Annotated in this window: 19 protein-coding genes; 10 read left to right on the top strand and 9 right to left on the bottom strand. The window is 69.0% G+C overall.

Annotation, left to right across the window (positions count from 1 at the left end):
- Positions 1-93: 93 nt before the first annotated feature.
- The 4 genes from ABD327_RS33360 (at position 94) to ABD327_RS33345 (ending at position 5,711) form a co-directional block, all read left to right on the top strand.
- Entirely contained in the window at positions 94-1,749 is a 1,656-nt protein-coding gene (locus ABD327_RS33360) for a thiolase C-terminal domain-containing protein (RefSeq protein WP_344456803.1), read from the top strand.
- A 33-nt stretch (positions 1,750-1,782) separates the two neighbouring features.
- On the top strand, positions 1,783-2,694 hold the full coding sequence (locus ABD327_RS33355; RefSeq protein ID WP_344456801.1) for a DUF7065 domain-containing protein: 912 nt from the start codon (positions 1,783-1,785) through the stop codon (positions 2,692-2,694).
- Positions 2,691-4,073 carry a phosphotransferase gene (locus tag ABD327_RS33350; protein ID WP_344456799.1) on the top strand — a complete coding sequence of 461 codons (1,383 nt, stop codon included), beginning with the start codon at positions 2,691-2,693 and terminating at the stop codon, positions 4,071-4,073. The genes ABD327_RS33355 and ABD327_RS33350 overlap by 4 nt, the downstream gene beginning before the upstream one ends.
- Before the next feature lie 135 nt (positions 4,074-4,208).
- Positions 4,209-5,711: a FadR/GntR family transcriptional regulator gene (locus ABD327_RS33345; RefSeq protein WP_344456797.1), complete on the top strand. Its 1,503-nt coding sequence runs from the start codon at positions 4,209-4,211 to the stop codon at positions 5,709-5,711.
- 9 nt (positions 5,712-5,720) lie between these two features.
- Here ABD327_RS33345 and ABD327_RS33340 read toward each other — a convergent pair whose 3' ends face one another.
- The gene (locus ABD327_RS33340) at positions 5,721-5,948 is read right to left on the bottom strand and encodes a hypothetical protein (protein ID WP_344456795.1); all 228 of its coding nucleotides are present in this window, start codon (positions 5,946-5,948) and stop codon (positions 5,721-5,723) included.
- Positions 5,949-6,069: 121 nt separating this feature from the next.
- Here ABD327_RS33340 and ABD327_RS33335 point away from each other — a divergent pair, with 121 nt between their 5' ends.
- A complete protein-coding gene (locus ABD327_RS33335; RefSeq protein ID WP_425547275.1) occupies positions 6,070-6,615 on the top strand; it encodes a DUF6193 family natural product biosynthesis protein in 546 nt (181 codons plus the stop codon).
- Between the two features lie 253 nt (positions 6,616-6,868).
- Complete coding sequence (locus ABD327_RS33330; protein ID WP_344456791.1) at positions 6,869-7,378, top strand: SMI1/KNR4 family protein; 510 nt, start codon at positions 6,869-6,871, stop codon at positions 7,376-7,378.
- Between the two features lie 870 nt (positions 7,379-8,248).
- Here ABD327_RS33330 and ABD327_RS33325 read toward each other — a convergent pair.
- From ABD327_RS33325 to ABD327_RS33300, 6 genes are all read right to left on the bottom strand, one after another.
- Complete coding sequence (locus ABD327_RS33325) at positions 8,249-8,821, bottom strand: hypothetical protein (protein ID WP_344456789.1); 573 nt, start codon at positions 8,819-8,821, stop codon at positions 8,249-8,251.
- 295 nt (positions 8,822-9,116) lie between these two features.
- Positions 9,117-9,836 carry a GntR family transcriptional regulator gene (locus ABD327_RS33320; protein ID WP_344457164.1) on the bottom strand — a complete coding sequence of 240 codons (720 nt, stop codon included), beginning with the start codon at positions 9,834-9,836 and terminating at the stop codon, positions 9,117-9,119.
- Between the two features lie 130 nt (positions 9,837-9,966).
- A complete protein-coding gene (locus ABD327_RS33315) occupies positions 9,967-11,193 on the bottom strand; it encodes an acyl-CoA dehydrogenase family protein (protein ID WP_344456787.1) in 1,227 nt (408 codons plus the stop codon).
- 262 nt (positions 11,194-11,455) lie between these two features.
- A complete protein-coding gene (locus ABD327_RS33310) occupies positions 11,456-12,421 on the bottom strand; it encodes a glucosyl-3-phosphoglycerate synthase (protein WP_344456785.1) in 966 nt (321 codons plus the stop codon).
- A 449-nt stretch (positions 12,422-12,870) separates the two neighbouring features.
- Positions 12,871-13,839 carry a glucosyl-3-phosphoglycerate synthase gene (locus tag ABD327_RS33305; RefSeq protein ID WP_344456783.1) on the bottom strand — a complete coding sequence of 323 codons (969 nt, stop codon included), beginning with the start codon at positions 13,837-13,839 and terminating at the stop codon, positions 12,871-12,873.
- A gap of 35 nt (positions 13,840-13,874) precedes the next feature.
- On the bottom strand, positions 13,875-15,311 hold the full coding sequence (locus tag ABD327_RS33300) for a helix-turn-helix domain-containing protein (protein WP_344457162.1): 1,437 nt from the start codon (positions 15,309-15,311) through the stop codon (positions 13,875-13,877).
- Positions 15,312-15,464: 153 nt separating this feature from the next.
- On the opposite strand from ABD327_RS33300, the gene aceA reads away from it, so the two are divergent.
- The 4 genes from aceA to ABD327_RS33280 all read left to right on the top strand — a co-directional run bounded on the left by aceA (position 15,465) and on the right by ABD327_RS33280 (position 19,627).
- Positions 15,465-16,751: an isocitrate lyase gene (gene aceA / locus ABD327_RS33295; protein WP_344456781.1), complete on the top strand. Its 1,287-nt coding sequence runs from the start codon at positions 15,465-15,467 to the stop codon at positions 16,749-16,751.
- A gap of 337 nt (positions 16,752-17,088) precedes the next feature.
- Positions 17,089-17,874 carry an ABC transporter permease gene (locus ABD327_RS33290; RefSeq protein ID WP_344457159.1) on the top strand — a complete coding sequence of 262 codons (786 nt, stop codon included), beginning with the start codon at positions 17,089-17,091 and terminating at the stop codon, positions 17,872-17,874.
- Positions 17,867-18,664: an ABC transporter permease gene (locus ABD327_RS33285; protein ID WP_344456779.1), complete on the top strand. Its 798-nt coding sequence runs from the start codon at positions 17,867-17,869 to the stop codon at positions 18,662-18,664. Before ABD327_RS33290 ends, ABD327_RS33285 begins: the two co-directional genes overlap by 8 nt.
- 6 nt (positions 18,665-18,670) lie before the next feature.
- Positions 18,671-19,627, top strand: coding sequence for an ABC transporter ATP-binding protein (locus ABD327_RS33280; protein WP_344456778.1), 957 nt, complete (start codon positions 18,671-18,673; stop codon positions 19,625-19,627).
- A gap of 4 nt (positions 19,628-19,631) precedes the next feature.
- Here the strand turns inward: ABD327_RS33280 and ABD327_RS33275 are convergent, their stop codons facing one another.
- Both ABD327_RS33275 and ABD327_RS33270 read right to left on the bottom strand, forming a co-directional pair.
- The gene (locus ABD327_RS33275; protein ID WP_344456776.1) at positions 19,632-20,102 is read right to left on the bottom strand and encodes a hypothetical protein; all 471 of its coding nucleotides are present in this window, start codon (positions 20,100-20,102) and stop codon (positions 19,632-19,634) included.
- 139 nt (positions 20,103-20,241) lie between these two features.
- Entirely contained in the window at positions 20,242-20,457 is a 216-nt protein-coding gene (locus tag ABD327_RS33270; protein ID WP_344456773.1) for a DUF3099 domain-containing protein, read from the bottom strand.
- Positions 20,458-20,513: the final 56 nt, after the last annotated feature.

Here is a 20,513-nt window from a genome sequence, read left to right as displayed (position 1 = left end):
CCGCATTTCCCCTGCCATCTCTTGATCCCGCCAGATTGTGTGCACTATATTCGGCCTCGGTCACCGGCGACCTTCGGACGAAGGGCTCTCGACATGGACCGACCGACAGGCAGACCGCTACCTCAGCCGACCCTGGCCAGCGCCGAGTTCTGGGCGGGCGGCGGCGACGGCGAACTGCGCATCGCGCGCTGCGGGGACTGCTCGGCCTACACCCACCCGCCGCTCCCGCGCTGCCGGTCCTGCCGCAGTGCGAACATGGCGGCGACACCGGTCTCCGGCAGGGCGACGGTGGCCGGGTTCACCGTCAACGTCCAGCAGTGGCTGCCGGACCTCCCCCCGCCGTACGTCGTCGCGATCGTCGTGCTCGACGAGGACGACGGGGCGCGGCTGACCACGAACATCGTCAACTGCGACCCCGCCGACGTGCGCGTGGGCATGCGGGTGCGGGTGCTGTTCGAGAAGGCCGGAGAGGTCTACCTGCCGCTGTTCGAGCCGGACCCCGAGCAGGCGGGCGTCACCGGCCCCCTCCCGGAGCCCCGCGACCACGGGGCGGCGCTGCGGCCGATGGCCCGCCGGAGGAAGTTCGAGGACGAGGTCGCCCTGACCGGGGTCGGGCAGTCGGAGGTCGGCCGCCGCCTGATGGCCGACCCGCTGTCGCTCACCGCCGACGCCTGCCTGCGCGCCATCGACGACGCGGGCCTGACCGTCGACGAGATCGACGGCCTGGCCACCTACCCCGGCAACGCACCCGCGGGCATGTCGGAGGGCGGGGTCATGGCGCTGGCCGAGGCCCTGCAGCTCAAGCCCACCTGGGTCGCCGGGGGCGCGGACACCCCCGGCCAGATCGGGTCCATCATGTCGGCGATGCTGGCGGTCGCCTCCGGCCTGTGCCGCCACGTGCTGTGCTTCCGGACGGTGTGGGAGTCCTCGCACACCGCCCTGGTGCGCTCCGGCCGCTGGCACGTCGGCGACGAGCGGGCCACCGGGATGATGGAATGGCGCCTGCCCTTCGGCGCGATGTCGGCGGCCAACTGGATCGCCTGCCAGGCCTCCCACTACTTCCACCGGTACGGCGGCGACCGCGAGACGCTCGGCTGGATCGCGCTCACCGCCCGCGACAACGCCGCGCGCAACCCCGAAGCGATCTACCGGGACCCGCTGACCATGGACGACTACCTGGGGGCCCGCGTGGTCTCGACCCCCTTCGGCCTGTACGACTGCGACGTTCCCGTCGACGGCGCCGTCGCCGTCATCGTGTCGGCCGTCGAGACCGCCGCGGACCGGCCCAAACCCCCCGTCCTGGTCGAGGCCGTCGGCACCCAGATCACGGAACGGCTGTCATGGGACCAGGACACCCTCACCCACCTGCCGCAGTCCCTCGGCCCGTCGGCGCACCTGTGGAGCAGGACGTCGCTGCGCCCCGAGGACGTCGACGTGGCCGGACTCTACGACGGGTTCACCTTCAACGCCCTGTCGTGGCTGGAGGCCCTCGGCTTCTGCGAGTTCGGCGGCGCCCGGGACTTCATCGACGAAGGCCGGGGCATCGCCCTCGACGGCCGGCTGCCCCTCAACCCCCACGGCGGCCAGCTGTCGGCCGGGCGGCTGCACGGCTACGGATTCGTCCGGGAGGCCGTCCTGCAGCTGAGGGGCGAGGCCGAAGGACGGCAGGTCCACGACGCCCGGGTCGCCGTGGTCACCGCCGGCGGAGGCGTCCCCTCGGGCGCGATGCTGCTGCGCTCGGACCGCTGAGGAGCCCGCCCCACCACAGAAAGGCCGCCTGCCGTGCCCGACCGCTTCACACCGGAAGACGACGACCTGCACCCGCCCGCCGGCGACTTCTACCACACCGAGGCCTTCTGGTACTCGTTCTTCGTTCCCGAGCGCGCCCTCGGAGGATGGCTGTACGCGTCGGTCCGCGGCGCCCTGGGCGCCACGGCCGGCGGGATGTGGATCTGGGACGCCACCGCGACGGACCCCTGGGACCTGCCCTTCTTCGAGCAGTTCGGCCACCTCAAACCGCCGACCGTCCGGTCGCCCGGACGCATCGACTTCCCCACGGGCATGTCGGTGGTGACGCTCGAGCCGGGCATGTCGTACGACCTGGCTTACGAGGACCGCGACAGGGTCGGCGTACGGCTGCGCTTCGACGCGCTGGAGGAGCCGGTACCGCTGCTCAGCGGAGCGCCTCCGTACCCCAAGGCGTCCCACTACGACCAGACGGGCCGGGTGACCGGGCGGATCGTCCTCGACGGCGAGCGCATCGACGTCGACTGCCACGCCATGCGCGACCGCTCCTGGGGGACGCGGAACGAACGCGGCTACCGCCGGGTGGGCTACAGCTGGGCGGCCTCGCCCGAGTTCAGCCTGCTGGCCTACACCTTGCCGAAGGGCGAGGGGCCCGAGCACGTCCACGCGGGTTACGTCAGGCGCGACGGCCGGACGGCGCACATCGTGGAGGGCCGCCGGGAGGTCGAACGCGACCCCGTCAAGAACTGGATCACCGGGATCTCCCTCGAGGTCCGCGACGAGCTGGGGCGCGTCACCACGGCCCGGGCGGAGACCCTCAGCAGGATGTTCCTGCCGGGCGCCACCTCCCTGTGCCTCAACAGCTCGCTGCTCTGGACGGTCGAGGGGAACCCCGTCCACGGCGAGGACCAGGACGTCTGGCCGCTGAAGGAGTGGACCCGCCCGTGACGACGACACCCGAGGAGACGACCACCGGGCTCAGCGAGGCCCTGACCGACTGGATGGCGCGTTCCGTCGGAGGAAAGATCACCTCCGTCCGGCGGCAGCCCGGCGGCGGGAGACGCGAAGCCTGGTTCGTCGACGCCGAGACGGCCGGCGGGGAGAGGCTCGAACTGTTCCTGCGCTACGACCGCAGCGACCCGGACGAGACCGGCGACCCCTTCACCCTCCAGGACGAGGCGCGCTACTTCCTCGCGCTGCAGGACACTCCCGTCCCGGTGCCGCGCATCCAGGCCGTCCACCCCCGCGAACAGGCCATCCTGGCCGAGCGGGTGCCGGGGCAGGCCTGGTTCTCCCGGTTGCGGGACGAGGAGCAGCGGCTGGCCGTCGCCCGCGAGTTCATGGGCGTCCTCGCGGAGCTGCACAAGGTCGACCCCCGCAGAGTGGCTCTGCCCGGACTGTCGCCGAAGGCCGATCTGCGCGAGCTGGTGCACGCCGAGATCGACCGCTGGGAGGCGCTCTACCGGCGGTCCGGGGAACCCGCCGACCCGCTCATCGAGCTGGGGCTCGCCTGGGTGCGGCGGAACATCCCCGACGTGTCGGAACCCGCGGTGATCGTCCAGGGGGACACGGGGCCGGGCAACTTCCTCTACCTGGACGGCCGGGTCACCGCGGTGCTCGACTGGGAGCTGGCCCATCTGGGCGACGTGCACGACGACCTGGCGTGGCTCACGGTGCGCGCGGTCCAGGAGCCGTTCACACATCTCCCCGACCGACTGGCCGACTACGCGGCGGCGGCCGGGCGCACCCTGGACCTGGACCGGATCCGCTACTACCGCGTTCTCGCCGAGCTGCGCATCCTCATCCTCGGCCACAGGGGCCCGGGCGGGATCGACCCGCTCTCCGAGGTGGGCAACAACCTGATCTTCCGTGTGCTGCACCGCCGCCTCTTCGTGGAGGCGCTGGCCGACGTGACCGGGGCGGAGCTCGAACCGCCCGCGCCGCTGACGGCGGCCGACCTCGACGACGCGTGGCTGTACGACGCCGCCGTCGCCCAGCTCGGGCAGATCATCGTGCCGCGCAGCGAGGACCCCTTCGTCGTCCTGCGCGGCAAGGGGGTGGCCCGCATCGTGAAGTACCTGCGGGAGAGCGCTCGACTCGGGGACGCCAAACGCCGATGCGAACTGGACGACCTCGAAGGCTTGCTGGGCTGCCGCCCGGACACCGTCGCCGACGGATTCGCCCGCCTGGCGGACGGGCTGCGCGAAGGCGCGGTGACGCTCTCCGCGGCGCTGCCCGTCCTGTACCGCTGGGTGCTCCGGGAGACCCAGGTGTGCCGTCCCGCGATGGGCCGGCTCGCGGACCGGCATTTCGACCCCCTGTCCTGACGCGGGGACGACGTCCACGCGGTGCCGCGCCGCAGGCGGCCGCGCCCGGCCGCCTGCCAGCGGTTCGTCCCGAAGTGACCGCAGGACGGAACTAAACTGGGGGCCCTTGATCCCTGCGGAGGAGTTGTCCGTCCCATGGCGAGAGCCGACACGAACGCTCCCGCCACCGGTGAACGGGAGCCGGTGCGGGCGTGGGACGCCGGGCGGCCGGACGCCGCCGGCGCCCCGGCGGGCAAGCTGGCCGCCCAGGTCGCCCGGCGGATCGAGGACGACATCATCCGCCTCGGCTGGCCGGTCGGACGCAACCTGGGCTCGGAGGCCGAGCTGCGCGACCGCTACGGGGTGAGCCGGTCGGTGCTGCGCGAGGCCGCGCGCCTGGTGGAGCACCACCAGGTGGCGCGGATGCGCCGCGGGCCGGGCGGCGGCCTGCTGGTGACAGCCCCCGACGCCGCCCCCGCCAGCCACGCCATGGTGATCTACCTCGACTACGTCGGCACCGGCGTCGAGGACGTGATGTACGCCCGGCTGCTGCTGGAGCCGCCGGCCGCCGCGCTGGCGGCCGAGCGGCTGACCGAGGACGGCATCGCCCGGCTGCGGCGCGCCCTGCGCGAGGAGGAGGAGCGCAGCGGCGAGCCCGGGGTCTGGTCGCAGAACCCGCTGCACGTACTGCTCGCCGAACTGTCCGGAAACCCCGCTCTGCACCTCTTCGTCGACATGCTGGCCCGCCTGACCACCTGGTACGCGCACCACTCGCGCCACATGCCCAGGGCGAAGGCCGAGCAGGCCAAGGAGCTGTCCCGGCACGCCCACGTCCGGGTCGTCGACGCCGTCGTCGCCGGTGACGGAGGCCGGGCGCAGGCGTACCTGACCGACCATCTGAACGTCATCGCCGACTGGCTGCGCGAGTACCGGGCGCCGGAGGGCGTCCGGCCTCCGCAGGCGGACAGCCGGCTGGTCGGCGGGCCCGGCGCCAAGCTGGCCGAGATGACCGCCGCCCGCATCCACGACGAGATCGCCGCCGACGGCTGGCGGGACGGCCGGGTGCTGGGTTCGGAGGCCGACCTGCTGGCCCGGTACGGCATCAGCAGGTCGGTGCTGCGCGAGGCGGTCCGGCTGCTGGAGTACCACCAGGTCGCGCGGATGCGCCGGGGCCCGGGCGGCGGCCTGGTGGTCACCGTCCCCGAGCCGGACGCCAGCGTCGACACCATGGCGCTCTACCTGGACTACCAGGGCGTCACCGCCGAGGACCTGCGGCTGGTGCGCGACGCCGTCGAACTGGGCACGCTGCGCCGGGTGGCCGCCCGCCGCGACGAGCCCGAGGTCGGCACGCGACTGCACGCCGTACTGGAGCGGACGGCCGAGCCGGTCGCCCCCGGCCTGTCGGGCGCCGACCTGTTCCACACCGAACTGGCCGACCTGTCCGGCAACCCGGTCCTGTCGGTGTTCCTGCGGATCCTCACCGAACTGTGGGCCCGACACACCTCGGCCCAGGAGCAGCCACTCCCCGGCGCGGAGTCCGCCGCCGAGGTAGAACGCATCCACCACCGCATCCTGGAGGCCATCCTGGAGGGCGACGAGAGCGTCGCCCACCACCGCATGCGCCGCCACCTCGAAGCGCTCACGACCTGGTACCACTGACCCGGCCCTCTAGAGTCCGGGTCTCCCCCACTCCTCCTCAGGGGCGGCGACGTCGACGTACTTGGCCCGCATGCTCTTGGGACCGCCCCGCATCCCGCCGGTGACGCGGCGGAGGAGCGGCGAGCTCATCAGGCGCATCATGCTTTTGCGGATGATGAGCTCCCTGCGGTCGTGCGGAGTGAAGATGAGGCGCTCGCTCAGGGCGGCGGCCCGGTAGATGACGATGAAGGGCCGCATCCGCGTCACCGGGCAGGACGACGCGGCCCTGATGCCAGTGCGGCATCCTCACCTGCTGTACCGAGTCGAACAGGGGATCGGCCGCATCCTCGTAACGGGCAGTCCGGTGACGGAGCGGCCGATGACCAGGCGCTGGATCTCCGAGGCGCCCTCAAAGACGGTGAAGAGCTTCCCTCGCCTGTGGTCATCTTCCGATGCCTTTTCAGTCTTCACGGAACAACGACGGAACAGGACCACCTGCCTTGCCCTTGCCGCCCACGCCCATCTTCATACGGGCATGATGGCGGCCATGACGACAGATACACCCGGGCAAGCCATCGTCGAAGCAGCCTGGCGGGACGTCCGGAACGGCGGAGGGGTGCGCACCGAACTGATCGATGCCGCGTATGCCGAGCCTCGGCTTCGTGAGCTTTTCCCATGGACAGGCATGGGAGAACTCCACTTCAGCCGCTGTACCGGCAATCGCTGGACCTGGGATATCCCTTATATCGGACCTACGAGAGACGGCGGCTACTGCGTAGAGGGCCCCCTACGCACCGAGACGGTAGGATCAGCAGCAGACGCCGCCCAAGCCGTCGCCATGGTGGTCGAGCGACTCCCGGCAAACTGCGGCCCCGCCTTCATCGGCACCCCGGAAGAACTCGCCGCCCACGAGGCAAAGGGGTGAGCGACAGGCTCAGGGCCTGTCTCATAGCCGACAAGCCAGAGCTCGAACTTGTAGACGGTGCCCTGTCGGCTGAGCTGGGGCAAGGTCAACGATCAACCGGATGAGCTGCCGAGATGTCTCTCGACAGCTCTTGTCGTTTTGCGCCGTCTTCCATGGTCATGTGCCCTGGGTGCGCCCTTGAAGCGGAGACCTGTCAGGACAGCCGGGCTCTCGATCTGGGCTGGTTGTCGGCGGAATGCGGTATCCATGGCGGGTGAACGACGATCAGATCATCCGCAGGCTCAAAGACGCGGTCTCGTGGTGGGGTATAAGACGGGCGTCGGCGGAAGACGTCGCCGAGGTCGAGGCCGCAGTGGGGTATCCGATGCCTCCGTTGCTCAAGCGGATCTATCTCGAGGTCGCCGACGGCGGTGAAGGGGGCTGCCTGCTGGTCCTGTCCCTTACGGAGCCGGAATACTGCTGTGATGGCGATCAAGGCGAGCATGCCGAGCCTCTGCTCAGCGAGTGCCTGTCTTGGGTGGAAAGCTTCCCCCGTCATCGCTTGGACCGCTCACCCACCCTGGTGCCTTTGACCGGGGGATGTGACACATGGACCCTCATCGACTACAGCACCCCGCAGGGAAACATCTGGAGCTGGGAGTCCTCCCGGCTGTCGGACGAGGACCTCACTTTCGCCGAGTGGCTGGTCGCGAAGCTGGATGAGTGGGACGCCAGCGCCAAGAGGATGAGTGAGCCCGTCGACATGGCAGATCTCCCTTGGTAGCCCTCTCGGCAGGGAGAACGAGTCGGCTGGCCGTTCTCTGCTATTGGGCGATTGTGGGCCCTTTCGATGCGGGGGCGTGGCCGCTCCGGTGTGCTCGTCCGCGCGAACGGCGAGACGTTGCGGTGGAGGGATTCGCGCGGATGAGTGCTCCGGCCCGCGGGGGGTTGGGGGCCGCGAGGTCCCTGCTTCGAGCTCGACCAACCCTTGTTCCCCGGCGCTAGCCGTCAGTCCTGCTCCTGAGCCCTTCCCGTCTGCCGTCGTCCCACGCTCCGCGCAACCGGGCGGGCCCTGAGGGGTGGCGCCCCATTGGACGAACGACCTTCGCCCCTCAGGGCCTGTCTGGTAGTCCCCTGGGATGGGATGACGGCAGATGGGAAGGGCGAAGCCCCAGCCACCCGCCCCGTGACCTGCTGCACACCTTCGCTTCTCGCCCATCCCGGAGCCGGAGTTCCCCGCGGGCTCCTGGAGGTGGTGCCGGACAGGGTTTCCCTCCTTGGTGGGAGGGAGGATCGAAGGCACGAGGAGCCTTATCGTTCCGCGCCATCGGCGCGGGCCGCCACCCCCGACGGGTGGGCCCGAAGAGGCCAAGCCCGGCGGGGAGCGAGCGGCGGCAACCCCCTCCAGGGTTTGCACGGACCACGTAGCACTCGAACGATCGGCCTCGTCCCGCCCGAGCCCACCGGCCCCCGAGGAGAACCCCGCCGCCCGCGCCCTGCCCCTCCAGCTCTCAGCGGAGTTTCTTCTCCTGCACATCACGGCGGACCGTGGAGAGCGGGTGTCACCTCCGACGAAGGGGCCCGGCTCTCCACCCGCCGCGCGTCAGCGGGGCAGGCTTGATGACGTGAAGAAACTTGGAACAGCTCTCCTCGGCTAGGAGAAGAAGTAAGCCAAGACGAGGAAGATCGCGATGAAGAGCACAAGACGAACGGGATGGAAGGTGACCTTGACCTTGAACCGTTTGCCGCCGGTTTCGGTCTTCCATTCCTCGTAGTCGGTGATCAACTCGTGAACGAACTGGACGACTCCCAGGGAATTACCGTCCTTCGACAGGAAGTCACCGACGTCATCGGAGGATAGACGCCTCATGCTGTTCGATGAGCCGTCCTTGTCCTCGGAGGCGAACAAGCCTCCCTTGCCGTCGGCCCATAGGAAGGTCACCCGTGAGTCGGGGTATCCGCCATAGTGATCCGGGCCGATAGGCACCTCGACGTGCCCGATGGGCCAGCATCGAGCACCTACCCTTCCCTGCCCGGGCACCCCGGCCTCGCGGTAGCGGGCGATGGCCCATGCCGCCGCCTCTTGCAGATGGGGGTAGGTCTGCCTGCTGGCCGCCTGGCGCTGCTCCTCCGACATCCATGCCGCCTGGCGGAACGAGGCTTCTTGTGCCTTTCGCTCGGCCCGGGCCCGGGCAAGATCGCTGTCCCACTGCGACATATCGTCCATGATCCAAAGGATGACGGACTCGAAAGAAGAATGCCAGAAAGTCGGGAATTCTGAGGTACCAATCATCGTGGGCGGATCAGCTCGCACGATCGGGAGAGCTGGCAAGAGCCTGTCTTCGGACCTCGAAGCTGTTGGCCATAGCTTGCAGAGAGCAAGGCTGCTAGATCGGAAAGCAGCTGGAGGCAACATCCACCCGACTCCAGGCGGAACACTCGCCAAGAACCAGCTGTTCTGCTCCACAACCTGGAAATTTGAAGACAGCCCTAGAGCACCAGTCCCCTGAAGTAAGGCTCTGTCAGGCACCTTCTGCAGGTGGGATCGGCACCTTGTAGGCCAGGGTGTACCGGTCGGCGGCGACGATGATGTCTGCGGTCTCGACCGGTAGGTCGTCGGCGTAGTAGGTCCGCTCGATCGCCAGGACTGCGACGCCTGCGGGGACTCGGAGGTTCTCGGTCTCGTAGGGACGTGGGGCCCGGGCGGTGACTTCCTCGGTGACGTGGGTGATGTTGACGCCGATGGCGTCCATCCGGGGGATGACGCCTGTGACGGGTCCGGCCTCGGGCTGCTCGACGGGGGTGCCCTCGGTGATGGCCAGGGGCTCGTAGGACGTGGAGAGCATGACCGGGGTGTCGTCGGCGAAGAAGCGGTGGTTGGTCCGCATCACCGGGTCGCCCGCGGCGATGTTCAGGCGGGTGGCGATCGCCTTGGGGGCTGTCGTCGCCCTCGACTGGTACTCCCACTCCGGGGCCTGGCCCGCGGCCTTGGAGGCTCGGGCGAACGGGGAGCTGGTGGGACGGGAACCGTAGAAGTCTCCGACGATTCTTCGCTGCTGGGGCTTCAGGGCCCTGACGAAGGTGCCGGCGCCTTGGCGCTTGATGACCAGGCCTTCGGACGCCAGGACCTTGACCGCATCGCGGACGACGATCCGCGAGACACCGTAGTCGGCCTCGGAGGGCACTCGATCACCCTCCTGAAGCGAGCCGTCCAGGATCTGGCTTCTCAGGTCATCGGCGATCTGCAGGTACGCGGGTCGGCCTTGGAACTCGGGGATGGTCTCTCTTCATTTCCCGACTTCACATGCCCGGAGGAACAAAAGTGCCCCTGCCGTGGGGGGAGCGGCAGGGGCACGTTCTTGCTGGTCGGGGCTACCGGACGGGGAGGCCCGTGACGGAGCGGCCGATGACCAGGCGCTGGATCTCCGAGGTGCCCTCGAAGATGGTGAAGATCTTGCTGTCGCGGTGCATGCGCTCGACGGGGTACTCGCGGGTGTAGCCGTTGCCGCCGAGGATCTGGATGGCCTCCTCCGTCACGCGGACGGCGGTCTCGGAGGCGTGGAGCTTGGCCATGGAGCCCTCGGCGTTCTCGAAGGGCTTGCCCTGGCGGGCCATCCAGGAGGCGCGCCAGATGAGGAGGCGGCTGGCGTCGACGCGCATCTTCATGTCGGCGAGCTTGAAGGCGATGGCCTGGAAGTTGCCGATCTTCTGGCCGAACTGCTCGCGCTCGCGGGAGTACTCGAGGGCGTAGTCGTAGGCGGCGCGGGCGACGCCGAGGGCCATCGCGCCCACGGTCGGGCGGGTGGTCTCGAAGGTCTTCATCGCGGCCTGGCCGGCGGCGCGCTTGCCCTCGCGGACGCGGGCGATGCGGGCGTCGAAGCGCTCCTTGCCGCCGATGAGCAGGTTGCCGGGGATGCGCACGTTGTCGAGGATGACCTCGGCGGTGTGGCTGGCGCGGATGCCGTGCTTCTTGAACTTCTGGCCCTGGGAGAAGCCGGGGGTGTTCGGCGGGATGATGAACGACGCCTGGCCGCGCGAGCCGAGGTCGGGGTGGACCGAGGCGACGACGATGTGCACGTTGGCGATGCCGCCGTTGGTCACCCAGGTCTTGGTGCCGTTGAGGACCCACTCGTCCTTGGCCTCGTCGTAGACGGCGCGGCAGCGGATCGAGCCGACGTCGGAGCCCGCGCCGGGCTCGGAGGCGCAGAACGCGCCGAGCTTGACGTCGTCGGCGGTGCCGAACATCTGCGGCGCCCACTCGGCGATCTGCTCGGGGGTGCCGGTGGCGGCGAGGGACGCGGCGGCCAGGCCGGTGCCGGTGATGGCCAGCGCGATGCCGGCGTCACCCCAGTACAGCTCCTCGAAGGTGACCGGGATGCCGAGGCCGGTGTCCTCCAGCGACTGGGTCGCGAAGAAGTCCAGCGAGTACAGGCCGATCTTGGCGGCCTCCTGGATGATCGGCCAGGGCGTCTCCTCCCGCTCGTCCCACTCCTCGGCCGCAGGCCGGATCACGTCCCGGGCGAACTCGCGGCACCAGGCCTGGGCTTCCCGAAGATCCTCCGTGAGCTCCAGGGAGAAGCTCTTGGCTGCGTCGGACATGGTGTGTAGACCCCTTACCGAAATTCCATCAAACAATGTGTTACCCACGGTAGCAGCAGGGGGTTACCGAAGAGTAGCCCCCAAGTGGGTGATCCAGTCGCCGTGACGAGTATCACGGTTTGTCACCTGGAGCGGTCTACTGTTCCTACCCAAACACCCGCTTGGAAAGCACTCAATTACTTGAGTGGCGTTCTCCCCCCGACACGGGACGCGCCGGCCGGAGCCGCCCGGAAGCGGCCGCCGACCGGCGCGGAAAGAAGGCTCAGGGGCGGAGAGTCAGCGCGTACTCGGGGATCTCGACCATGGGGGGCCGCTCGCCGACGGCGGTCTCGCGGTCGAGGGGGAGGTATCCCGACGAACCCCGCTGGAACTGGGTGAGTTCGGGGGACGGTGAGGACAGGGGCATCATCAGCCCGTGCCGGTCCAAACGGGACCAGGCGGTCTGCATGATCTGGGATGCCATGGCGGCCAGCGCCTCGGTGGACTGGTGGGAGTGCTCCCGCACCCCCAGGTCCACCTGGGCCAGCCCGTCCAGGCCCGCCGCTTCCAGGGCGTCGAGGAGGAGGCCCAGCTCGACGCCGTAGCCGGTCATGAACGGGAGCCGCTCCAGGAGTGAGCGGCGCCCCGCGTACTCGCCGCCCAGCGGCTGCACCACTCCGGCGAGCAGCGGCCAGTGCATATTGAGCAGGGGGCGCGCCACCAGTTCGGTGACCCGGCCTCCCCCGGCGAAGGCGGCTTCCGCGCCGTTGTAGGGACGGTCATAGCAGGCTTTCACGTAGGACACGTCGGGGCAGGCCAGCAAGGGGCCCAGCAGCCCCGTCACGAAGGACGACGAGAAGTTCACCAGGTCGGCGTCCACGAACACCACGATGTCGCCGGACGTCACCGCCAGGGACTTCCACAGCGCCTCGCCCTTGCCCGACAGGCACGGCAGGCGCGGCAGGATCGCGTCCTGGGCGAACACCTTCGCCCCCGCCGCGGCGGCGACGGCGGCGGTGCCGTCCACCGACCGCGAGTCGATCACGACGATCTCGTCGACCAGGGGCACGCGTTCGACCAGTTCCCGCCGGATCGTCGAAACGATGCCCCCGACGGTGTCCTGCTCGTCCCGTGCGGGCAGCACGACGCTCACCCGGGTGGCGCCCTTCAATCCCAGCAGCAGCTCGGCCGGCCAGTCCGCGGCGGAGCTGGATCGGCGGCGGAGCCATTCCGCGGCTTCAGCGAGCACAGCACCCTCCTTTCCAGAAAGGAACATCGCGGACATCCCCGATCATTCACCTACCTATACGAAGGCGGGCATACCGACCCAGGAACTTAACCGGCCGTAACAGCGCGTTCACATGGACGTTCCGAGGAGACAACGCACCCTTAAGGGATGGATCGCACCAAAGAGCACACCCTAAGGAGAATTCAGAGAGATTTATCGTAATGAGACTCTCCATACCAGCGAAACGCAGTCAAAATGCCACGGACAGCGCCGTTTCTTGAGAGAATCCTCCTCCAAGGAAGTCTCACGCAAGGATCCCATCCATGACCCTCATCGTTCTGGCAGTCGTCGCGGTCCTGGTGGTAGGACTCACCTACTGGTACTTCTCCCGTCAGGCATAGGACTGACACCGGTCCGGCATCCGGTGACCGCCTCGGGAACGGAGGCGGTCACTGGGAACACCCTCCGGTTCAGTGCCGGAAGGACAGCGCGTACTCCCGGACGCCGATCATCGGCGGCCGCTCCCCCAGCGAGGTGTCCCGGCCCACCGGCACATGCCCGTTCTCCTCCCTGTGGAACTGCGTCAGTTCCGGAGAGGGCGACGACAGCGGCATCATCAGCCCCTGCCGGTCCAAACGGGACCAGGCGGTCTGCATGATCTGGGACGCCATGGCGGCCAGTGCCTCGGTGGACTGGTGGGAGTGCTCCCGCACCCCCAGGTCCACCTGGGCCAGCCCGTCCAGGCCCGCCAACTCCAAGGTGTCGACCAGCAGACCCAGCTCGACCCCGTACCCGGTGACGAAGGGGAGGCGCTCCAGGAGCGAGCGGCGCCCCGCGTACTCGCCGCCCAGCGGCTGCACCACTCCGGCGAGCAGCGGCCAGTGCATGTTGAGCAGGGGGCGCGCCACCAGTTCGGTGACCCGGCCTCCCCCGGCGGGCGGCGTCTCCTCCGTCCCGTGGTACGGCCGGTCGTAGCACCCCTTGACGTAGGCGACCTCGGGACAGGCCAGCAGAGGGCCGAGAAGCCCCGTCACGAAAGAGGACGAGAAGTTCACCAGGTCGGCGTCCACGAACACCACGATGTCGCCGGACGTCACCGCCAGGGACTTCCACAGCGCCTCGCCCTTGCCCGACAGGCACGGCAGGCGCGGCAGGATCGCGTCCTGGGCGAACACCTTCGCCCCGGCGGCGGCCGCGACCGCCGCCGTGTCGTCCACCGACCTGGAGTCGATCACGACGATCTCGTCGACCAGCGGGACCCCTTCGACCAGTTCCCGCCGGATCGCCGAGACGATCGTCCCGACTGTCCTCTCCTCGTTCCGCGCGGGCAGCACGACACTCACCCGTGTGGAGCCCTTCAGCTCCCGCAGGCTCCCGGCCGGCCAGTCCGCGGCGGTGCTGGACCGGCGGTCGAGCCAGTCCGCGACCTCAGCGAGCACGGCGCCTTCTTCCTCCCCTACAGCCACATTAGGCGCTACTCCACGCTGTGCTTGTCCAGGAAGGTATAAACGTCTGCTTCGTCCACGCCGGGGAAGGCGCCGGGCGGCAGCACCGACAACACGTGCGAGTGGGCCCGGGCCGACGGCCAGGACTGCCCCTCCCAGCGGGCGGCGAGATCGGCCGGGGGCAGCTGGCAGCACTCCCCGTCGGGGCAGGCGGACTTGACCCGGTTGGAGGTCTCCCTGCCGCGGAACCAGCGGGAGTCCTCGAACCGCACGCCCAGCGTGATCGCGAAGTCCCGCTCGTGGCTGGGGTCGATGTGCGACAGGCACCAGTACGTGCCCTTGGGGGTGTCGGTGTACTGGTAGAAGACCGAGAACCGGTCGTTGCTGTTGAACACCCGGCGCCCCGCCCACTGCCGGCACATCCGCTGGCCCTCGATCGCCCCGTCCTCGTCGGCGGGGAAGAGCAGCCCGTCGGTGGCGTAGGCCTTGTAGATCGTGCCGCTCTCGTCGTTCTTGGTGAAGTGGCAGCGCAGGTCGAGGTGCTCGGTCGCGATGTTGGTGAAGCGGTGCGCGGCCATCTCGTAGGAGACGGAGAAGACGTCCGCGAGGTCCTCCACCGACAGCTCCCGGTTGGCCTTGGCGTCGCGCAGGTAGGGCACGACCGCGGCCTCGGGGATCAGCGTGGCCGCCGCGAAGTAGTTGGCCTCCACCCGCTGGCGCAGGAAGTCGGCGAAGTCGCGGGGCACGGAGTGGCCCAGCGCGATGTGGCCGAGGGTCTGCAGCAGGATCGTGCGGGGCGTGTGCATGCCGAGCTGCTCGCGCTCCAGGTAGATCCGCCGGTTGCGCTGGTCGGTGATCGACCGGACGGAACGGGGCAGGTCCTGGACGTAGCGGAGGGTGTAGCCGAAGTGGCCCACCAGCGCCATGAGCATGCCCTGGGACAGCGCGCCGCCCTTGTAGCCCACGTTGTCGAGGGTCTTGCGGGCCACCTGCTCGATCTCGCCGAAGTAGTTGCCCCGGTCGTGCATCTTGCGCCGCAGCTCGGCGTTGGCGATGCGGGCCTCCTCCGGGGAGGCGGTGGGCTTGGTCCGGGAGCGCTTGAGCTCGTCGTACAACCCGAGCAGATGCTCGAGGACGTCGTTGGGCAGCCGCTTGGACGCCTTCAGGTAGGGCAGGCCGAGGCTTCCGTAGATCGGGTCGCGCTGGGCGTCCTCGAGGGCGATCTCCAGCTGGGCGCGCCGCGAAGGCGCCTCTTTCTGCAGAAGTTCTTCGACCGGCACCGCCAGGGCGTTCGCCAGGGACTGCAGCAGTGAAAGCTTCGGTTCGCGTTTGCCGTTCTCCAGCAAAGACAGCTGGGAGGGGGCCCGGCCGACACGTTCTCCCAGCTCAGAGAGGGTAAGACCACGTTGACGGCGGAGATGCCGCAGGCGCTGTCCAAAGACGGAAAGGTCTACACCACTCGACAAGTTCAGCGGTTCTTCGCTTCGCAAGGTCGTCACGGGTTGATAGTAGCGCAAAAACGGCAGAAGTTTCTGTTACTACCGGGTAGAACCTTGACGTCAAGACATGCAGACTCAGAGACAAGCACCCAGGGGACGACACAACGAGGGAGCAAGACAATGACTGACGGTCGCCTCAAGGGCGCAGCCGAAGCGCTGCAGAACCAGTGGAACACCGACCCGCGCTGGAAGGGCATCGAGCGGACCTACACGGCCGAGGATGTCGTCAAGCTGCGCGGCTCCGTCCAGGTGGAGCACACCCTGGCCCGGCTCGGCGCCGAGCGCCTGTGGAAGCTGGTCAACGAGGAGAACTACGTTCACGCCCTCGGCGCCCTGACCGGCAACCAGGCCGTCCAGCAGATCAAGGCCGGCCTCAAGGCCATCTACCTGTCCGGCTGGCAGGTCGCCGGTGACGCCAACCTGGCGGGCCAGACCTACCCGGACCAGTCGATCTACCCGGCCAACTCGGTCCCCGCCGTGGTCAAGCGCATCAACAACGCCCTGATCCGCGCCGACCAGATCACCTGGTCCGAAGGCCAGGAGGACGCTCCGCACTGGCTCGCGCCGATCGTCGCGGACGCCGAGGCCGGCTTCGGCGGCGTGCTCAACGCCTACGAGCTGATGAAGGGCATGATCGAGGCCGGCGCCGCGGGCGTGCACTGGGAGGACCAGCTGGCCTCCGAGAAGAAGTGCGGCCACCTGGGCGGCAAGGTCCTCATCCCGACCGGCCAGCACATCAAGACCCTGAACGCCGCCCGCCTCGCGGCCGACGTCTCCAACGTCCCGACCCTGGTGATCGCGCGGACCGACGCCGAGGCCGCGACCCTCATCACCACCGACGTGGACGAGCGCGACCGCCCGTTCATCACCGGCGAGCGCACCGCCGAGGGCTTCTACCGGGTCCGCAACGGCGTCGAGCCCTGCATCGCCCGCGCCCTGGCCTACGCGCCCTACTCCGACCTCATCTGGATGGAGACCGGCACCCCGGACCTGGAGCTGGCCCGCAAGTTCGCCGAGGCCGTCAAGGCCGAGTACCCGGACCAGATGCTGGCCTACAACTGCTCGCCTTCCTTCAACTGGAAGAAGCACCTGGACGACGCGACCATCGCCAAGTTCCAGCGCGAGCTCGGCCACATGGGCTTCAAGTTCCAGTTCATCACCCTGGCCGGCTTCCACGCGCTCAACTACTCCATGTTCGACCTGGCCCACGGCTACGCCCGCGAGGGCATGACCGCCTACGTCGACCTGCAGGAGCGCGAGTTCGCCAGCGAGGCCCGCGGCTACACCGCCACCAAGCACCAGCGCGAGGTCGGCACCGGCTACTTCGACGCCGTCTCCACCGCCATCAACCCGAACTCCTCGACCACCGCCTACAAGGGCTCCACCGAGGACGAGCAGTTCCACTAGGAACGTGCGCCTGACGGCGCGCTGACGTTCCACTGGAAACACCGATCCGCACGGCCACTCCCCCCTCGTTCCGTGCGGTTCCCCTGAGAAGACCCTTTCGGCCCCCGCGGCCGGAAGGGTCTTCGCCTTGTTCCCGGCCGACGGTGGCGGATCTCCGGGACGGGCGGTCCGGGGAGAGCCGCGACGGATTGAGCTCCCGGGCCAAGCGAACGGCGCGGACGTCCGCATCGCCATGGATATCCGTACCGGGAGTAGTTGTTAGCCCTCTCGACCACTGCGGCCGGGAGGGCCCCTCGCCTAAGCTGAGCGATCTTGCCGTCTTCCGGACGTGAGGTCCATGCTCTACGCGCTGGTCTGTTGGTTCTCGTTCCGCCGTCACTCCGCCTATCGGCTGGCCGCGCTCGGCGAAGCCGTCTCCAACACGATGTTCGGGTTCCTGCGGGCCTACATCCTCATCGCCCTGTGGCAGAGCAGGCCCGGCCTCGGCGACTACACCGTCCTGGACGCGATCACCTTCGCCTTCCTCACGCAGGCGCTCATCGGACCCGTGCAGATCTTCGGCGGGATGGACCTGACCGAACGGGTGCGCACCGGGGACGTCTCCATCGACCTGCACCGGCCCGCCGACCTCCAGCTGTGGTGGCTGGCCGACGACCTCGGCCGGGCGTCCTTCACCCTGCTGGCCCGCGGGTTCGTGCCGATGACCGCGGGCTGGCTGGTGTTCGGGATCCTGGTCCCCTCCCCCGCGCGCTGGGCCGCGTTCCTCCTGGCGCTCCTGCTGGCCGTGGTCGTCAGCTTCGCGCTGCGCTACCTGGTGGCGCTCGCGGTGTTCTGGATCCACGACTCGCGCGGCGTGGAGGCGGTGATGATGGTCTGCTCGCTGTTCTTCTCCGGCATGATCCTGCCGCTGGTGACCTTCCCCGGGCTGCTCGGCACGGTCGCGAACGCGCTGCCCTGGTCGGCGCTGGTGCAGGTTCCGGCGGACGTCTACCTGGGCAAGCGGCAGGGCTGGGAGCTGCTGGGCGCCTACGCCTTCCAGGCGACCTGGGCGCTGGCCCTGATCGCCGCCGGACGGCTGCTCACCCGCGCCGCCCACCGGAAGCTGGTGATCCAGGGTGGTTGAGACGGTCGGGACGTGGCTGCTGCTCGCCCGGACCTGGACGCGCGCCGCCCTCCAGTACCCGCTGGGGCTGGTGATGATGACGCTCGGCGCGGTGGTCAGCACCTCGCTGGACCTGATCGGGATCGTCATCATCTTCGTCCACATGCCGTTCCTCGGCGGGTTCGGCCCGGCCGAGGCGGGCTTCCTCTACGGCGCCTCCCAGCTCTCGTTCGCCGTCAGCGACGTGGCGATCGGCGCGGCCGACCGGCTGGGCCGCCACATCAAGGCCGGCACCCTGGACACGATGCTGATCCGGCCGGTGAGCCCGCTGCTGCAACTGGCGACCGAGGACTTCACCCCGCGCAAGGCCGGGCGCCTCGTCCCGGCCGGGGTGGTGCTGGTCTGGAGCATGTCCCGGCTCTCGCTGAGCCCCTCCGACGTGGCGCTGACCGCGCTGATGATCGTGAACGGGGCCGTGCTGTTCTCCGCCCTGTGGGTGCTGGCGGCCTCCGCCCAGTTCGTGCTGGTGCACGGGCACGAGGCGACCAAGGCCGTCACCTGGGGCGGGGTGTTCATGACGCAGTACCCGATGTCGCTGTACGGCAAGGACTTCGTCCGGGCGGTGACGTTCACGGTGCCGCTGGCCTTCGTGAACTGGCAGCCGTCCCTGTACATCCTGGGGCATCCCGATCCGCTGGGCCTGCCGGTCTTCGTCCGGTTCCTCGGCCCCGTGCTGACCGCGCTGCTCTGCCTCGTCGCCGCGCTGGCCTGGCGGACGGGGCTTCGCCACTACCGATCGACGGGAAGCTGACTCGCGATGATCCGACTGTCCGGGGTGACCAAGACCTTCCCCGTCCACCGCAAGTCCGGGCTGATCCGCCGGACGCGTTCGCTGGTCACGGCCGTGGACGGGATGACCTTCGAGGTGGAGCGGGGCGAGTTCGTCGGCTACCTGGGTCCGAACGGGGCCGGGAAGTCCACGACGATCAAGATGCTGACGGGCATCCTGACGGCCTCCGGCGGCGAGATCCGGGTGGCGGGGCTGGATCCGTCCCGCAGGCGCAAGGAGCTGGCCCGCCGGATCGGGGTGGTCTTCGGCCAGCGGACCACCCTGTGGTGGGATCTGCCGCTGGGCGACAGCTTCGCACTGATCCGGCACCTTTACAAAGTAGATCAGAAACGGTTCGCCGGTCGGCTGGACGAGCTGACCGAACTGCTGGAACTGGCGCCGTTCCTCCAGACCCCGGTCCGCCAGCTCAGCCTCGGCCAGCGGATGCGCGGCGACCTGACCGCGGCGCTGCTGCACTCCCCCGAACTGCTGGTGCTGGACGAGCCGACGATCGGCCTGGACGTGGTCAGCAAGGCGGCCGTCCGGGAGTTCCTGGCCCGGATCAACGCCGAGGAGGGCACCACGATCCTGCTCACCACCCACGACCTGGGCGACATCGAGCGGCTCTGCCGCCGGGTGATGGTGATCGACCACGGGCGGCTGACGTTCGACGGGGCGCTGGAGGAGTTGCGCGCCACCGCCTCGGCCGACCGGATCCTGATCGTCGACCTGGCCTCCCCCGGGCCGCTCGCGCCGCCGACGGGGACCCGGCTGATCCGGCGGGAGGGGCCGCGGGTCTGGCTGGCCGTCCCCGCGGACGTCAGCGCCGCCTCCGCGGTCGCCGAGGTGGCCGGCGCCCATGACGTACGGGACATCGCGCTACGCGAACCCGACATCGAGGACGTCGTCACCCGGCTCTACCAGGGGTCGCCCGTGCAGGCCTAGCGGCTCACCTGCGGGAGCGGGGTCGGTAGTCGTAGTGCTCCTCGACGACGTCCTGCGGGTGGGGCCAGCGGTAGGGCGCCCAGGTCGGGACGAGCAACACGAACCCGACGAGTCCCAGCACCCCGCTGGAGAGCAGGAGCTGCAGCGCGGTGTCCAGCTGTCCGGCGGGCGGGAACCGGTCGACCAGGTCGGCGGCCTTGACGGGGTCGGCGAGGTACCAGCCGCTCCAGCCCAGCAGGCCCAGTGCCGGGATCATCGAGACGAAAGGCGAGATCCACCGCGCCACCACCAGGATTCCCACGAGCAGGCCCACCGCCGCCATCGCGGCGTAGGCGCCGTAGAACTGGGTCCGGTCGGTGATCGTCAGATCCAGCGCGTTGACCGAGGCCCGGGAACTGGAGAAGCCCCAGCCCATGCCGTAGACGAGCGCCGGAGTGAGTATGAGGCCGAGCAGAAACCCGAAGGCGTGCCGCAAGGAGAATCACCGTCCCTGTCCGAGGTGCCGAAGATCGCGCGCACCGTCGCCACTTCCTAACAGGTCAGTCACTGTAAGGCTATGGATTCTCCGATATTTACGGCCATTCACCTACAAGCCGGACGTATCAGGCGTGGAGCTATGGGCGGTTCTCCTCCTCCTCTTCATCCTCGGCGACGTACTCCTCACCCGGCTTGTTGGCCATGATCACGGCCACGATGGGGATGATCACCGCCACCACGATCATGATGAACATCAACAGCGTGGAGAAGAGGCGGACCACTGCCACGGCGAGCACGAACACCACCACGCACACGGCCATCGCGATCAGATAGTGGGACTTCCATTTATCCATCTCCCCATACTACGCCTCGCACCCATTCCATTACTTTCCGTATAGAAATGCGTGAC

This window comes from Actinocorallia aurantiaca (genome assembly GCF_039533685.1).
Taxonomy (GTDB): domain Bacteria; phylum Actinomycetota; class Actinomycetes; order Streptosporangiales; family Streptosporangiaceae; genus Actinocorallia; species Actinocorallia aurantiaca.
This window is presented reverse-complemented; position numbering and strand designations above follow the sequence as displayed.